Source organism: Balneolaceae bacterium, from assembly GCA_034521445.1.
Taxonomy (GTDB): domain Bacteria; phylum Bacteroidota; class Rhodothermia; order Balneolales; family Balneolaceae; genus JAXHMM01.
In genome coordinates, this window is the sequence record JAXHMM010000005.1 from 22,872 (window position 1) to 38,563 (window position 15,692).

Here is a 15,692-nt window from a genome sequence, read left to right on the forward strand (position 1 = left end):
GCCGCCCCTGTGGGCGGCTCTTTTTTTGTTTAGACGGTGGACCCTGCCGAAAGCCCCGCCCACCCCTCCAATCATAAAGCAATATAATGGTCTCCTTGGAAAAGGTGCGTTATATTGTCAGGGTTAGGGTTTATTTCCAGATGACCAGGTTGACAACTACCGTTTCCTTATACGGCGGCTTACCCATGCGACTATTCGTACGCCCCATACTTGCGTCGGTACTGGGCATGCTGTTGCTTTTGACAGCCATGCCGGAGGGGAAGCTGCATGCCGTCCCTGCAGCCCATGTCATGCAACAGTCGGACAGCCACGATCCCCAGGAAATATTTCTCTCGTTCAGCTACCGGGGCACCAAGAGCATGGTCATCACCGCTCTTTATCATAACGACCAGGTCTATCTGCCAGTAGGCGAGCTCTTCGACTTTCTGATGATTCCCTACCACACCGATACGCAGTCGTTCGTGATCTCCGGCACCTACCTGTCGGAGAACCAGGACTATGAACTGCACTTTGATGCAGAAGGGGATCCGCGTGGCAGGGTGGGCGACCGTGAAGCCGCATTCGGTGGACAGGATTTTCTGATCGGTGAACTCGATTTCTACCTGTTGCCCAAGCATTTCGAGCAACTCTTCGGCCTGAACTTCACGGTCGACATGAATAATCTCACCCTTTCGTTGACGACCGACAACGTCCTTCCGATAATCCAGCAAATGGAGCGCCAGCGACGCAGAAACCAGATCACGGAACAGCGGGAGCGCTTTGATTACTACGACCTCGCCTTCGACCGGCAGCGCCACTTCCTGCGGGCCGGTTTCGCGGATTACGCTCTAAACACCACCCTGGATCCTACAGGCACCAACCAGTACAACTACACCCTGGATGTTGGAGGCGAGCTTCTCGGTGGAGACGTGCAGGGGGCGCTGTATGGCGGATATAACAGTTCCATCGGGTTTCAGAATTATTCGGACAATCTGCGCTGGCGCTTCGTACCGGGAAACCGAAACCTGGTTTCCAACATAAGCGTGGGACAGATCCGTTCCGGAGGACTACTGACCAGCTCCAATTTCCGGGGCATCAGCATCTCCAACGAGGACATCCAGCCCCAAATCCTCTTTCAGGACTATGTAATTGACGGCACGACCGTCCCTGAATCGGAAGTGGAGGTCTACCTTAACAACAGCCTGATCGCCTTTAAGACGGCTGATATGAGCGGTTACTACCGTTTTCAGATTCCTATAACCTACGGTACGACCCAGTTGTCCCTCCGGATCTACAGGCCCGACGGTACCATTGAAACACGATCAGAACGTATACAAATACCCTATACCTATCTCCGGCCGGGTCAGGTGCGCTACAATGCCAGCGCAGGCCTTGCGGAGAGCTCGCTGCTGGAGGACCAGGACCAGTATTTCCAGGGACAGGCCAATGCGGCCGTAGGTATAGCGTCGTGGCTCACCCTGCGCACAGGGATGGACTATCTGGAGGCTGACCCTGCCTTTCAACCCCTGCTATACAGCTCCCTTTCCACCCGGTTGGCCTCCAATTTCCTTTTTAATCTGGACCTGGCCCCCCAGGCCTATTACCGGGCAGACCTGAGTGCCGTGTATCCTTCCTCGGCCAGTCTGGGGGCCACGTACACCCATTACACGCGTGACCGCAGCCTCTTTAACCCAACCTCTATCCAGCGGATCTTTCAGGGCAATATCTACCTGCCTTTCGATCTATGGGGTACACCACTCAGCGCCCGCTTATTCGGCGGCTACCAGCAGAGTAGAACTACCGACCAGACGCAATACCGGCTTGACCTGTCAGGACGCTTCGGGCGTATGAACGTACGACTTTCCATCCGGGACCGTCAGAACGGTGCGGTCAGGCCCGAGTTTTCAAATCGTGCCAATGTCAGCGCCACCGCATCCTACGTTTTTCCCCGCGGTCCCGCCACAGCCGGATTGCTGAAAGGGCTCTACTTGCGATCCCAAATGGATTACAATCCCCACCTAAATCGTATCACGCAGGCCTCCACGCAAATCTCCAAGGAACTCGGACAAAATCTGCGATTCCAGGTCTCCATGGGACAGAACTTTCTTACCAATTCGCTGTCGGGCTACGTAAACCTGACCTTTGAGCTCAACCGGGTACGCGCCACGTCCACGGCCCGCATGGCCCGCAACAGCGTACAGTTCTCCCAGAATCTGAGCGGATCGGTGGGATATGACGGCAATTACAAGGAGCTATACTTCACAAACCGGCGCCAGGTCGGACAGTCGGCTGCCTCAGTGCGACTGTTTCTGGACGAGAACGACTCCGGAACCTACAACGAAGGCGAAGAGATTCTTCCCTACAACGCTGTTCGACTGCAGCGCTCCGGGCGCACCCAGCTCGAGGAGGACGGCATCATCCGCGTGACACAGCTCCAGTCCTACTACCGGCACAACATGGAGATCAACTACGCGGCGCTGCAAAATCCAACATACGTTCCAAAATTTGATGAGTTTTCCTTTATAGCCGACCCCAACCAGTTTAAGCCCATAGACATTCCCTTCTATATCACGGGCATCCTGGAGGGCATGGTCTACCGGCAGCAGGATTCCGGACAGCGTCAGCCGGCGGCCGGCGTTCGCATCTATATGATTTCGGAGGATGGGGAGTTTGAAAAAACCTTCAATACCTTTTCCGACGGTTCCTTCTATACCTACGAGGTCCCGCCCGGGGAGTATGACATGTTCATCGATCCTGCGCAGCTGCAGCGCCTGGGCGCTGAAGCGGTCCCGGACACCATCGATCTTAAAGTGGAGTCGGTGGAGGGCGGCGATTATATTTCGGGATTGGAGTTTACCATCGTCCCCGAAGGTACTGGCCGCCCTGAAGTCATCACGGCCGCCGACCAGGATACCGCAATGGACAAACAGGGATTATCCCCGCTGGATGTATACGGGGAATACAACCACAGTGTGCAGCTGGCTAGTTTTTCAAATTTTGAAAACGCTGACCGGGCCCTGGCCACCGCCCGTGAACAATTCAACATCCCACTGACGGTCAGTCACACAAATGATCTCTATGCCTTGCGGACCCATCCCATTCAAAACCGGCAGCAAGCCATCACCCTGCTTCACCGAATAGCTGACAGCCAGTTCAGCCAACCGGTCCTGGTCCTTACGCGCAATGGGAATACCGCGATGCAGAAGGGTGCGGACCCATCAGAAACCCGAGAGGTCGTCAGCGAGGTCTATTCTCTGCAGATAGGTGCTTTCAGCAGAAAGCAGAGCGCACAGCAATTCGTCTCCGGGTCGGAGAACCCGCTGGGCGAACCGGCCTCGGTTGTTTTCGATTCCACACGCGGCCTTTACAAGGTATATGCCAACAGCCATCCCTTTGATTCACTGGAGAGGGCCCGCAATGCCCTGACAGATCTGCGCAGCCGGCCAGCGTTCGACAACGCTTTTATTGACCGGCGAACCGTACGCAGGAAGATTGCGGCTGAGCATTCTTCCCAGGATCCTGACCGAAGCTTTACTTACGAGGTGCACATACAGGGGGTGAGTGACATCTCCCGTGAGCGATTTCTGAGTGAGGCCATAACGAGCAATTTCAATCTCCTCAGCAACGGTCCCAAAGAAGAGCTGGTTGTTTTTCAGGATATTCCCGACTGGCAGACGGCAGTGGACCTAATCGGTAAATTGCGTCGCATTGCAGGAATGGGCCAACCTTTCATCGTGCTGCTCGAGACTGACAATGGGGAATAGCCTCCATTCCCACCCAGCATATAATCAGACCTGAGTCTGTCGTTCAAACACCTAATTGTACTCGATGGTAGCCATCAATTCTCCCCTGCTGTCTGTCCGTCCTGTGCTGTGGTCACTAATCCTCTCCGGCAGAATATCGTAGGTGGCGCTTCCCCCAAGCTCAACCATCGTATGGGAAATCAAATTTCCATGGATCATCTGTCCCGTATCGCTGCGAAGGGCCAGGGGTCCAGTGATCTTCAGGCTTAAAATTGCATAATCGATAGAGGGGAGCAATAGCCTGCCAAAGGAAGTAGTTAGATCAACGTCATCCCTGAAAGTTGTGTCGGGGAAGGTCACCGTGACAGGCTCCGGAGCAGGAAGCACACGTGCTGTTACTTTCATGGTGGCGGAATCGTAACCCTGGGCCCATACTATGGAGGGCAAAGATGGCACCATCACCAAGAATAATATTGCGATAAAACGCGTCATGTAATTGCTCGTAGGCGGGGGATGAATGTGTCAATCCCAATGTATTAACTTTTTCTAATATTAGAAAATATTAATATTATATATACCAGTCCTATTCAAGCAATATCGTATCTTGATGTGTTTAAGCTTCGTTTTTACATATATTAGAATTTCTAATTTATGTAAAATTACATTTGGGGGGGGTAATGGAATAAGGTAAGAAGGGAAGTCAGCGAACCAGGGTGAGCTCCTGTGAAAGTACAAAGCGGCTTCCGTCAGAACCCAGGGCCTCGAGGCGGTATATATACAACCCGCTGGCCTGATCGCGCGGACGCCAACGGACGGTATGTACACCGGGGGATATAACCTCTCGGTCCACAAGGCGAATCACTTCCCGTCCGAGCAGATCGTAGACCGTGATTCGTACCCTGGCCCGTACAGGAATCCAGAACTCGATGGTCGTCTCCTGATGAAATGGATTCGGATAATTCTGTTTGAGATCGTAGACCTTGCCGGGTACCCCCTCCACAGGAAGCACATCCAATCGAAAAACCTCCTCATCGGATAGTCCTTCGGGATCCTCGACGAAGAGACGAACCGGGATGTCACTGGCGAAGAAGAGGCGCGTAGTAGAAAAGGTCAATATTCGAGTTTCTTCGTCCAGATCCACCTTCAGGTAGTGGTCACTCTCCGTATCTGGGTTATCCAAGAAGCGCTCATCCAGCACTTGCACTTCCCATTCCAGTTGATCGATGGTCTCCGCCTCATCGCTAACAAGTGTATCGAGCGCGACCCTGAGCGTATCAATCTGGTAAAAACTCAATACCTCCAGGTCGTCAATCTCAGGCGCCCGGATATGTGCGGTAGCCCTCGCCGGTCCATATCCAACATCCAAGGTGAGGGTACCCGGAGCTGTAGCTATTTCTTTCTGAGATTCAGGGGCGTCCTGCCCCACCGCAGTTGCAGACAAGGCCGTTTCCAGCAGCACCAGAGCCGCGCTCATGAATAAATACTTCAGCGTAGATACCGTTGGAATCTGTCGGGTGCCCCATCCCGGAAACTGCCATGGATGCATGTGCCGTTGCATTAGTTCAGGAGTGTTTCTGTAGAGTATCGTTCAAAATAATCACCATGTTGAAGCGGGAAGTTTTAGGGGGAGGAAGGTGATACTTCACTCACAAGAATGATCTCTGTCCTTAGCGAAGGAAAACGGTCCTCCGATATCTCGGCCTGCTGTCGCAACGGTCCCCAATCGGTACTCATATAACCAAGTATTACCCTTGATTTTTCACCCAGATAGTGCCAGAGTTGAAGGTTCCAATCCACCCGGGGCTGCCATACCCGGTATTGGGACAGGCCCTCCTCAAGGGTCTCATAATTTCCAAGCTGCAACAGATACCGGTACGTCGGCCGGTACGTACGGGGGGGCTCTCCTCGCGCCACAAACATTTCAGCCCCGATCCCTGCATTCTGAAGCTCGTCCAGAGCCTGCTCCGCCTCAAGTATGGAGTCATAAGTCCTGCTTCGAACGCGGTACACATCGCCCTCATCAGACCGCTGAATCTGCAAGGCTGTCCCGTGACGCCGATTAACATTATCAACGTAATTGCGGGCTCGCAGACTGTCTCCGAAGGCGGCAACCTGCACCTGATAGGGTATAGGAGTCGCTTCACTTCCCTCACAAGACTGGTATACCATGGCATCCTCAAATTCTTCGGCTTCCCGCACCTCAGCCAAAAACTCCAGGCTTTCGGCCAGACTGCCCCGCTCCGATGTTCTTACGACATAGAGCATCCGGACGGAATCCAGGTAAATCCGGGGATATTCTCCTGTAAGATCCGACAAGGTCCTGACGGCCTGCAATGCGTTTGAATAGGATTCGTAGCCTCCAACCTGCACGCTGAATACACATGATGACTCATAGAGTGTATCCACCCTTACGGAGGAGTGAGGCATCTCTCCTTCACGTCCGGTACTATCCTCCTCGGCTTCTTCCTTGCCACGCTTGACCTCCACTATCTGTGGCGGAACATCTGCCTCGGGGGGCTGCGGTTCCTCCACACTACCAATCCCGTCGCGTCGTCCTCCCATGCGAATGTTTAACCCTATCGAAAATTCCATATAGTCATGGTCATACCCCTTTCCCCGAACGGGAATTTCGTTTAGCATGCGCACGCCCCCCGCGTTGACCTGTAAATGTACGTCAGTGTTGAACTGAATTTCAAAGCCCACGCCAAAAGAGAATTTCGGGGTCACGCCATCGTCCAGGGAAAAGAACGACGAGGCCGGCAGTTTGCCTCCCAGATTTCCAGTGCGGGGATCGGGGTCGGGTCTCTCCTCCACCGTTTGATGAATCAGGACGCCTGTTCCCATATAGGCGTATGGAGAAATGGCCTCCCCCCTATTCTTACCTGCTGACAGCACCGGAAGAAGGCGGACGTTAAGGCGGTACTCCAGGGGAATCAGCCGGGCTTCCCCACCCCTGCTGTTTACCGTGCCTATGGAGGCGCGTGCTTCCCCAAAAAGATCTCCCGCAAAATTATGCCGCGCCTGTATGCCGAACAGGACGTTTGAGCCCGTCAGGCCAGTGAATACGCTCCCGGTTCCGGGTACACCCCCGAGGAAGACTCCAAGGGATCGTTCCGATTGAACACCTCCGAGTGTATCGCGTTGGGTCGAGGATCGATCCGATACGGCCTGATCCTGAAGCGTGTGTGAAGAGGCCCCGGTCGGCGCCACGCAACCCAGCACAACCAGTAATCCTGTAACCAGGAAAAAAAGCCTCAGCTTCATCAATTGATAGCCAATTCGGGTTGCACAGTTACTCAGATCGGCCGGCGACGGGGCCGTCCGGGACCATACCGCCGGGCCAAGGCAGTATAAGAAAGCCTCTGCAATGTTATGTACTAATCTTCAGGGATCACCGTGGATGGGAAAAGAAATGACCTGAGTCAACGGTTAAAAGAACCAGGTAGCCTCCCTCAGTTGTAGACAATAGTGGCGGTCAGGCTGCCGCTGTAGCGTCCAACCCCTTTCTGCACCATTCTTCCGCGAAGAATATCGAGTACCGGCCTTCCCTGACGGTCCATACGGGGCACCGTCCGTACGTCCAGTTTCATCCGGCGGCCCTGGTCATCCCCCAACTCCATGCTCTTGGCAAGGTCCAGATGGTATGAACTGCGGGGTTTCTTATCCATTACCAGGCGTCCCAGCAAAATTTCAGGTGCCAGACTGTTCATGCTGCCGGGATTATAATTCGTTTGAGCTGTCTCCAACAGGAGCGAAGGAGGCGATTTGACGATCATCACCCGGACGTTCATGACGGCAGTAAGCACCCGTTGTGCCTGAGAGGGGTTCGCGCATGCGAGGAGCATCCCCGTAAGAAATAGCAAAACTCGTCTCATGAAACCATGCCATTTTCGGGAACGGGGTCTGCCGCCCCACCCCCATCCGTTGACAGATACCGTTAGTCTGGTATCTTTATCGGACGGCGAGAAGGAAACCTTAGGTGAAAACGGAAAAATATTTCCGGTCCCGCGCCCGGCCCGTGGCGCCAGACAGGGACTAAAGCAACATGCCCAGGGGATTCTCCAGCATCTCCTTGAGGGTATTGAGGAAGCGGGCGGCAGTGGCGCCGTCCACGATGCGGTGGTCGCTGGAAAGGGTAACCTTCATGCGTTTGCCGGGGACCACCTCGCCGTCTTTGACCACCGGCACATCCCGGATGGCGCCCACCGCCAGGATGCAGGCGTTGGGGGGATTGATGATGGCGGTGAACTCCTCGATGCCGAACATGCCCAGGTTGCTCACCGTAAAGGTGCTTCCCTCCATCTCTTCAGGCTGCAGGTTCCGGTCGCGCGCCTTATCGGCCAGCTCGCGGGTCTCCCGCGAGATCTGAAGCAGGCCCTTCCTGTCGGTGTTCTGGATCACCGGCGTCACCAGTCCCTCGTCGATGGCCACGGCCACCGCCACGTGCACGCCGCCGTGCTCCACGATGGTGTCGCCCTTCCAGGAGCTGTTGACCTGGGGATGGCGGCGCAGGGCCGCGGCACAGGCCTTGACGATAATGTCATTGAAGGAGATTTTCTCGTCGGCCGAATCCACCAGCTGCTTGCGCGCCGACCAGGTCGCCTCCATGTCGATGTCGATGGTCTCGTAGTAATGGGGGCTGGAGAATTTGCTTTCGGCCAGCCGGCGGGCGATGGTCTTGCGCATCTGCGAGACGCGGTACTCCTTGTCCTCCGCCGATACAGGCGCCATGGGGGCGGCTGCGGGTTCGTAGGACTCGATATCCTTCTTGACGATGCGGCCCTCGGGTCCGCTGCCGGAAACCCGTCCCAGGTCGATGCCGCGCTCTTCGGCCATGCGCCGCGCCAGCGGCGAGGCCTTGATGCGCCCGTTGCCGCCTGCAGGCCGCCCGTTGCCGCCCGCGTCGGTCGAGGGAGCGGGTGATGGGGCTCCGTCCGATTCCTTTTCCGCGGTCTCCTCGCTGCCGTCCTCCTCGCTGCCGGAAGACTCCTCCCCGGAAGCCTCCTCGCCACCCTCATCCTCGAGCAGGCCGGAGATGTCCTCCCCCTCCTCGCCTATGACGGCCATGGTGCGTCCCAGCGGCACTGCCTCCCCCTCCCCGAAAAGAATCTTCAGGATGGTGCCGCCGTCAAAGACCTCCACCTCCATGGTGGCCTTGTCGGTCTCCACCTCGGCGATAACATCGCCGGATTCCACCTTGTCGCCTTCCTCTACGTTCCACTTGGCGATCACCCCTTCCTCCATGGTGTCGCTCAACTTGGGCATTTCAACCTTAACAGCCATAAAAGGTACCTGCGGATTGGGTTATTTTCGGTAGGTGACGGTGTTGACGGCGTCGATGACCTGCTGGGCGTCGGGCAGCCATTTGTCGAATAGGTTCTTGGCAAAGGGCGCGCTGGTGTCGGGCAGGGTGACCCGCTGTACCGGGGCGTCGAGCCAGTCGAAGGCCTCGCGCTGGATGAGGTAACCCGTCTCGGCGGCGAAGCCTCCGAAGGGATGCGCCTCATCGACGATCACGCATCGGTTGGTCTTTTTTACGGAGCGCACGATGGTCTCCATGTCCAGGGGCTTGACGGTGCGGGGATCGATAATTTCCACCTCCACGCCCTCTTTGGCGAGCTGTGCGGCGGCCCCCTTGACCACGTGGTACATCTTGCCGTGGGCCACCACGGTCACGTCGCCCCCCTCACGCTTCACCTTGGCCTGGCCGATGGGGATGGTGTAGTCTTCCTCGTCGGGCACCTCCCCCTTCATGCCGTACATCTGCTCGGACTCCATGAAAAGCACCGGGTTGTCGTCGCGAATGGCCGACTTGAGCAGGCCCTTGGCGTCGCCCGGCTCGGAGGTGTAGATCACCTTCAGGCCGGGGAAATGGGCGTACATGGCGTCGTAGGAAACCGAGTGGGTGGCGCTGAGCTGGCCCGCCGAAGCGTTGGGCCCGCGGAAGACGATGGGAATCTGGATCTGTCCCCCGGTCATGTAGCGGATCTTGGAGGCGTGGTTGATGATCTGGTCGGCCGCCAGCACCGCAAAGTTGAAGGTCATGAACTCCACGATGGGACGCAGGCCGTTCATGGCGGCCCCCACCCCGATGCCGGCGAATCCCAGCTCGGAGATGGGCGTGTCGATCATGCGCCTGGGACCGTACTTGTCCAGCAGTCCCTCGGTGACCTTGTAGGCGCCGTCGTATTCGGCGACCTCCTCGCCCATCACCAGGATGTTATCGTCGCGGGACATCTCCTCGTCGATGGCCGCGCGTATCGCTTCTCGAAATTGTAATTCAGCCATGAGTACCTTCTTAGGCCGCTGGGGCCGTGTGTTCGCGTTTGCGTAACTTAATGGTGGAAAGGATAGTCGTCTTCCACGAAGACGTCGCGGAAAAGATCCTCCTCCTCGGGAAAGTCGCTCTCCTCGGCGAAGTCGATGGCGTCAAGAACGGTCTGGTCCACCTGCTCCTCGATCTCCTCCAGTTTTCCGGCCTCTGCAATATCGTTGTCGGTAATATACTGCCGCAGCCGCTCGATGGGGTCCATCTCCTCGTACTCCTTGAGCTCGTCCTTGGTGCGGTAGTTCATAGGGTCGGACATGGAGTGGCCGCGGTAGCGGTAGGTGCGAATCTCCAGCAGCCAGGGCATGGAGTTCTCGCGGATGTCTTCGGCGATTTCCTTGATGGACTCGTAGACGGTGAACACGTCCATCCCGTTGATCACCCCGCTCTTCATACCGTAGCCCTTCGCCCGCTCGTGCAGCTCGCCCACGGAGTGGCGGTGCACCGCCGTGCCCATGGCGTAGCCGTTGTTCTCGATGGCGAAGAGGCAGGGCAGCTCCCAGAGCTGGCTCATGTTGAGCGTTTCGTGGAAGGCGCCCTGGTCCACCGCCCCGTCGCCCAGAAAGCAGGCGGTCACGCGGCTGTTCTGCTTGTACTTGTTGGCCAGGGCGATGCCGGCCCCCAGCGGGATGTGTCCCCCCACAATACCGTAGCCGCCCCAGAAATGCTCCTTCACGTTGGCGAAGTGCATGGAGCCGCCCTTGCCGCGGGAGCAGCCGGTGACCTTGCCGTAGAGTTCGGCCATGCCCTCTTCCGGGGTGACCCCGCGCACCAGTCCCCACCCGTGGTCGCGGTAGGCGGTAATGATGTCGTCGTCGCCGTTGAGCGCCCGGGCCGTGCCCGTGGAGACCGCCTCCTGTCCCATATAAAGGTGTAAAAAGCCCCCGAACTTTCCCTTCTGGTACATCTGCATGGCCCGCTCCTCGAAGCGCCGCTGCAGGTACATCTCCTCGAACATCTCCACCACGTCCTCTTCGGTGAGACCGAGGGACTTGTGTTTCTTGCGGGTGGGCTTGGGGAGGTCGGTGCTGCGCATGATCTCCCCGTTGGTCCGGATGCCTGTGCCCTGGGGATGGAAAGTTATCTCCTTCTCATTGGCCATAAATAACGGTCTGGTTGGATGCTGCCTTCATTTGGGGAGCGAAAATATACCTAAAAACTTACAAAGTCTTAAAGTCTTTAAAGTCTGAAAGTCCAGAAGTCCGAGGTCTAAAAGCCTATTAAGTCTGAAGTTGCTCGCGGATGAGTTGCTCGGCTTCCTGGAGCACCTGCGGCAGCTTTTCAGGATGGCGCCCGCCGGCCGTGGCCAGGGTGGGCTGCCCTCCTCCCCCGCCGCCCAGGCGCTTGCCGAGCTCGCCCACCAGCGAACCGGCCTTCAGGCCGTCGGCGGCCAGATCTTTGGTCACCGCGGCCATCAGGTAGACCTTGCCCTCCTGCGGGTCGCGCGATCCCAGCAGGGTGACGGATTTATCGGGACGCTTTTCAAGAGCCTCGTAGCCCAGCTGCTTGAGCAGGTCCATGTCGGCCCCCTCAATCTCGCCGCGGGTCAGCCGCAGCCCTGCGGGCAGCTCCTCGGACTGCTCCATGAGCCGTTCCAGCCGGGAGCCGGCCTGCTGCATGCGCAGTCGTTCCACCTCCTTCTGGAGTTCTTTGCGCTCCTCCAGGAGACGATGCACGTCCCGTACCGGGTCGTCGGTCTGTCCCAGCTCCCTGCGTATGCCCTCCAGCTGCTCCTGCTCGCCGCGCAGCAGCCGGTCGGCGCTGCGTCCGGCCACCGCCTCGATGCGGCGTATGCCGGCGGCCGCGGAAGACTCGTCGGAGAGGCGGAAATAGCCGATCTCCCCGGTGGCCTTCACGTGCGTGCCCCCGCAGAGCTCCACGGAGTAGTCCGGATCGAAGGTAATCACCCGTACGCGTTCGCCGTACTTCTCGCCGAAAAGCATCATGGCGCCGCGCTCGCGGGCCTCCTCGATGGGAACTTCGCGCTCCTCCCCGCGGGGGATGTTCGCCTGTATTTTTTCGTTGACGATAGACTCGATCTGCCGGAGCTCCTCGCGGGAGACCTGCTCGTAGTGAGAAAAGTCGAATCGCAGGTGCTCCTCGTCCACCAGCGAACCTTTCTGGGCTACATGATCTCCCAGCACCCTGCGCAGGGCGGCGTGCACCAGGTGGGTGGCGCTGTGGTGCTTGCGGATTTCACGGCGCCGCTCGGCGTCCACGATGGCCTCCCACTCCCCCCCGGGATCTTCCGGAAGGCGGTCCACGTAGTGCACGAAGCCGCGGGGTGATTTCTGCACGTCGGTCACCCGCAGGTGCACATCACCATTGGTCAGCACGCCGGTGTCGGCCACCTGTCCCCCGCTCTCGGCGTAGAAGGGGGAGCGGTCCAGCAGCACGGCCTTGCGCTCTCCGCCCCTAACCGCGCGGATGCGGCTGGCGGTCCGCAGAGTGTCGTAGCCCTCGAAGGAAAAATCCTCGCCCTCGTGCACGCTCACCCACGCCTCGCCGGCGTCGGCATCGGCCTGGAAGGAGCCGGCCGCGCGGGCCCGCTCGCGCTGGGCCTCCATGCGCTCGCGGAAGCCCTCCGTGTCCACCTCCATCCCCCGCTCGCGTGCCATGAGCTGGGTCAGGTCGATGGGAAAACCGAAGGTGTCGTGCAGCTTGAAGGCGTCGGCGCCCGATATGCGTTCGGAATCCTCGGCCACCTCCTCGAAGAGCTCGATGCCCTGCCCCAGGGTTTTCAGAAAGCCCTGCTCCTCCGAGCGGATGACGTTGGCCACGTAATCCTCCTGCTGCGCCAGCACGGGGAAAACCTCCTCGAACTGCTCCGCCAGCACGGGCACCAGCTTGTGGAAAAAGGGCTCCTTGAGATCGAGCTTGTCCCAGCCGTAGCGGATGGCCCGACGCAGGATGCGGCGCACCACAAAGCCGCGGCCCTCGTTGCCAGGGGAGGCGCCGTCGGCAATGGAGAAGGCCACCGCGCGGATGTGGTCGGCGATCACGCGCATGGCGATGTCGGTCTCCTCCTTCCCGCCGTAGCTCACACCGGCCAGCTCGCCGATGGCCTCCAGCAGGGGTTCGAACAGGTCGGTGTCGTAGTTGGAGCGCTTCTCCTGCAGCACGGCGCAGATGCGCTCGAAACCCATGCCCGTATCCACGTGCTGCGCGGGGAGCTTCTCCAGCTCGCCGCCGGAGGTGCGGTTGAATTGGATGAAAACCAGGTTCCAGATCTCCATCACCCGCGGGTCGTCGCGGTTCACCAGCTCGGCGCCGGGCTTCTTCGCCCGCTCGTCGTCGGGACGCAGGTCGATGTGCACCTCCGAGCAGGGTCCGCAGGGACCCGTATCGCCCATCTCCCAGAAATTATCCTTTTTGTCGAACAGCAGAATCTGCTCCTCCGGTATGCCCGTTTCGGACTTCCAGAGATCAATGGACTCCTGGTCCACCGGCAGGCCGTCGGAGGCGTCCCCTTCAAAAACCGTGGCGTAGAGGCGGTCCGGGGCCAGTCCCCATCGATCCACCAGCAGCTCCCAGGCCCAGGCGATGGCCTCCTTTTTGAAGTAGTCGCCGAAGGACCAGTTGCCCAGCATCTCAAAGAGGGTGTGGTGGTAGGTGTCGTGGCCCACCTCCTCCAGGTCGTTGTGCTTGCCGCTGACGCGGATGCAGCGCTGGGTGTCAACCGCCCGCTTCCAGACCTCGCCGTCCTCCCGGTAGCCCGGCTCCCGGCCCAGGAAAATGGGCTTGAACTGATTCATGCCGGCGTTGGTGAAAAGAAGGGTGGGATCGTCCTTGGGCACCACTGGTGCGCCGGGAACGAGCAGATGCCCCTTCTCCCTGAAAAAATCGAAAAATTCCCGGCGTATCTGTTCGGAACTCTTGAAACTCATCGTCGGACCCGGTGGACTGTATGGGATTGCTCGGCGCCGCCGGACCTTCCGGAAACGCCTTGGAAAATAGAAAAATTACGGCTATAACTCACCTTGCGCAGGCGGTCTTGCAGAGCTCCGCGGGTCCTTCTATCATAGGGTGGTTCCATAACTTCAAATACGACTCCTTTCATGAAAACCCTCGCCAACTATTTCTTCCGCGGTCTCCTGGTACTTTTTCCCGCCTTTGCCACCGTCTACCTGCTGGTTGCAGGCGTACGCTGGGCCGACGGCCTGCTCAGCAACCTGCTGGCGGAGTCGTTCGGGGTGGTGGTGCCCGGACTGGGCCTGGTGATCGTGCTGGGAGGCGTCACCCTCATGGGATTTCTCTTCTCGCGCGCCTTCGTGCGTCCCATACTCTCCTTCCTGGAGCGCCTGATCACCCGCGTGCCCCTGGTCAGCATCGTCTACTCCTCCCTCAAGGAGCTGACGGAGGCCTTTGTGGGCGACAAGAAAAAATTCAACAAGCCGGTCCTGGTTCGATTCCCCGGCAGCGGCGTACACAGGGTGGGCTTCCTGACGAGGGAGTCACTGGACGATTTCGAGCTGGAAGGTCATGTGGCGGTCTACTGCCCGCACTCCTACAACTTTTCGGGCAACCTCTACCTGGTGCCGTCAGACTGCGTGAGCCGGCTGGAGATCAACGCCAGCGATGCCATGCGCTACGCGGTTTCCGCAGGCGCCACGGAGCTGGGCTAGTAGACCTCCACAAAGGTGCGGGATGCGGGTTTCACCTTTCGCCTGATCTCCTCGTCGGTCCACGTCGAGGGATCCTTGCCGTGCAGCTCCTCCCGCACGTCCAGGTACTCGGTCAGCCCCTTGAGAGCCAGCGCCTGGTAGATGCCCGACTCCATGCCCTTGAGTCCGCATATATAAAGTAAGGTGTCGTCCCGCTGCAGCAGGGGATCCAGCAGCCGGTCGTAGTCCCACAGGCAGGTCTGCACATACTTCTTGGTGCCGTCGGGACGGCGCGCCTCCCGTGAGACGTGGGGCAGGTAGTGAAAATGCTCTTTCTCCTTCGCCAGGGGCTCGAAATAGTCCGCATAAAGCAGGTCGGTCCGGTAGGGACATCCGAACACGAGCACCACATCTTTCTCCATGCCCTCCTTCATCATCTCCATGACCATGCCCCGGAAAGGCGCGATGCCGGTGCCGGTGGCGAACATCACATAGTTGAAATCCCCGCTGTTTTCGGGAAGCAGGAAGCGGCGCCCGCTCGGGCCGGTCATGCGCACGGTGTCGCCGGGCTCCAGATCGGCCAGGTAGTTCGAGCAGACCCCCAGGTAGAGAGAGTTGTCCTCCAGCTCCTCGATGGTGCGCTTGACGGTGGTGGAGATGAGACTGGACCGGCCTCCCTCCCCCTCGGTGGGTGAGGAAACAGAATACAGCCGCAGCTTGTGCGCGCGTCCGCGCTCGTTTTCCCCGGGAGGCAGAATGCCCACCGACTGTCCCACGCGCACGTGCCCCTCAAGTTCGGTGCCGGAGATGTCGAAAGTCACGTGTCGCACGAAATTGGGACTGTTCTCCTTGGTGCAGACGTAGTTCTCCACGATGGGCACCTCCACCGGGTCCCTGGGCGTGTAGATGTTCAGCTCGACTTCCGGCAGCTTGATCTCAGGCATTACCTGTGGCACGTTCGGTTGGGGCTCTTTTCAGCGGCTTGGAAATTGTGAAGTTGCCTCGTAACAAACAAGGCAAAAATAGGCCGAATAAGGT

General features: G+C 58.5%; 10 protein-coding genes and 1 pseudogene. 2 read left to right on the forward strand and 9 right to left on the reverse strand.

The window, feature by feature from the left end:
* Positions 1–185: 185 nt before the first annotated feature.
* Positions 186–3,743: an SPOR domain-containing protein gene (locus U5K31_03975; protein MDZ7771884.1), complete on the forward strand. Its 3,558-nt coding sequence runs from the start codon at positions 186–188 to the stop codon at positions 3,741–3,743.
* 51 nt (positions 3,744–3,794) lie between these two features.
* On the opposite strand, the gene U5K31_03980 is transcribed toward U5K31_03975, so the two are convergent.
* The 8 genes and pseudogenes from U5K31_03980 to alaS all read right to left on the reverse strand — a co-directional run bounded on the left by U5K31_03980 (position 3,795) and on the right by alaS (position 13,937).
* Positions 3,795–4,214 carry a hypothetical protein gene (locus U5K31_03980; protein MDZ7771885.1) on the reverse strand — a complete coding sequence of 140 codons (420 nt, stop codon included), beginning with the start codon at positions 4,212–4,214 and terminating at the stop codon, positions 3,795–3,797.
* A gap of 208 nt (positions 4,215–4,422) precedes the next feature.
* The gene (locus tag U5K31_03985; protein MDZ7771886.1) at positions 4,423–5,268 is read right to left on the reverse strand and encodes a T9SS type A sorting domain-containing protein; all 846 of its coding nucleotides are present in this window, start codon (positions 5,266–5,268) and stop codon (positions 4,423–4,425) included.
* Between the two features lie 74 nt (positions 5,269–5,342).
* Positions 5,343–6,986, reverse strand: a complete 1,644-nt coding sequence (locus U5K31_03990; GenBank protein MDZ7771887.1) for an SPOR domain-containing protein — start codon at positions 6,984–6,986, stop codon at positions 5,343–5,345.
* 188 nt (positions 6,987–7,174) lie between these two features.
* Entirely contained in the window at positions 7,175–7,513 is a 339-nt protein-coding gene (locus U5K31_03995) for a hypothetical protein (protein ID MDZ7771888.1), read from the reverse strand.
* Positions 7,514–7,757: 244 nt separating this feature from the next.
* Entirely contained in the window at positions 7,758–9,005 is a 1,248-nt protein-coding gene (locus U5K31_04000; protein MDZ7771889.1) for a pyruvate dehydrogenase complex dihydrolipoamide acetyltransferase, read from the reverse strand.
* A gap of 21 nt (positions 9,006–9,026) precedes the next feature.
* Positions 9,027–10,040: pseudogene (locus U5K31_04005) on the reverse strand (pyruvate dehydrogenase complex E1 component subunit beta).
* A gap of 17 nt (positions 10,041–10,057) precedes the next feature.
* Positions 10,058–11,152 carry a pyruvate dehydrogenase (acetyl-transferring) E1 component subunit alpha gene (gene pdhA / locus U5K31_04010; GenBank protein ID MDZ7771890.1) on the reverse strand — a complete coding sequence of 365 codons (1,095 nt, stop codon included), beginning with the start codon at positions 11,150–11,152 and terminating at the stop codon, positions 10,058–10,060.
* Between the two features lie 118 nt (positions 11,153–11,270).
* Positions 11,271–13,937 carry an alanine--tRNA ligase gene (alaS, locus tag U5K31_04015; protein ID MDZ7771891.1) on the reverse strand — a complete coding sequence of 889 codons (2,667 nt, stop codon included), beginning with the start codon at positions 13,935–13,937 and terminating at the stop codon, positions 11,271–11,273.
* Positions 13,938–14,108: 171 nt separating this feature from the next.
* Between alaS and U5K31_04020 the strand changes: the two genes are divergently transcribed.
* Entirely contained in the window at positions 14,109–14,675 is a 567-nt protein-coding gene (locus U5K31_04020) for a DUF502 domain-containing protein (protein ID MDZ7771892.1), read from the forward strand.
* Here U5K31_04020 and U5K31_04025 read toward each other — a convergent pair.
* On the reverse strand, positions 14,672–15,598 hold the full coding sequence (locus U5K31_04025; protein ID MDZ7771893.1) for an FAD-binding oxidoreductase: 927 nt from the start codon (positions 15,596–15,598) through the stop codon (positions 14,672–14,674). The two genes, U5K31_04020 and U5K31_04025, sit on opposite strands and share 4 nt — an antisense overlap.
* Positions 15,599–15,692: the final 94 nt, after the last annotated feature.

Excerpts from the sequence above, each read along its gene's own strand:
- U5K31_03975 (MDZ7771884.1), top strand. The coding sequence starts at position 186 with ATGCGACTATTCGTACGCCCCATACTTGCGTCGGTACTGGGCATGCTG.
- U5K31_03980 (MDZ7771885.1), bottom strand. The coding sequence starts at position 4,214 with ATGACGCGTTTTATCGCAATATTATTCTTGGTGATGGTGCCATCTTTG.
- U5K31_03985 (MDZ7771886.1), bottom strand. The coding sequence starts at position 5,268 with ATGCATCCATGGCAGTTTCCGGGATGGGGCACCCGACAGATTCCAACG.
- U5K31_03990 (MDZ7771887.1), bottom strand. The coding sequence starts at position 6,986 with ATGAAGCTGAGGCTTTTTTTCCTGGTTACAGGATTACTGGTTGTGCTG.
- U5K31_03995 (MDZ7771888.1), bottom strand. The coding sequence starts at position 7,513 with ATGAACGTCCGGGTGATGATCGTCAAATCGCCTCCTTCGCTCCTGTTG.
- U5K31_04000 (MDZ7771889.1), bottom strand. The coding sequence starts at position 9,005 with ATGGCTGTTAAGGTTGAAATGCCCAAGTTGAGCGACACCATGGAGGAA.
- pdhA (MDZ7771890.1), bottom strand. The coding sequence starts at position 11,152 with ATGGCCAATGAGAAGGAGATAACTTTCCATCCCCAGGGCACAGGCATC.
- alaS (MDZ7771891.1), bottom strand. The coding sequence starts at position 13,937 with ATGAGTTTCAAGAGTTCCGAACAGATACGCCGGGAATTTTTCGATTTT.
- U5K31_04020 (MDZ7771892.1), top strand. The coding sequence starts at position 14,109 with ATGAAAACCCTCGCCAACTATTTCTTCCGCGGTCTCCTGGTACTTTTT.
- U5K31_04025 (MDZ7771893.1), bottom strand. The coding sequence starts at position 15,598 with ATGCCTGAGATCAAGCTGCCGGAAGTCGAGCTGAACATCTACACGCCC.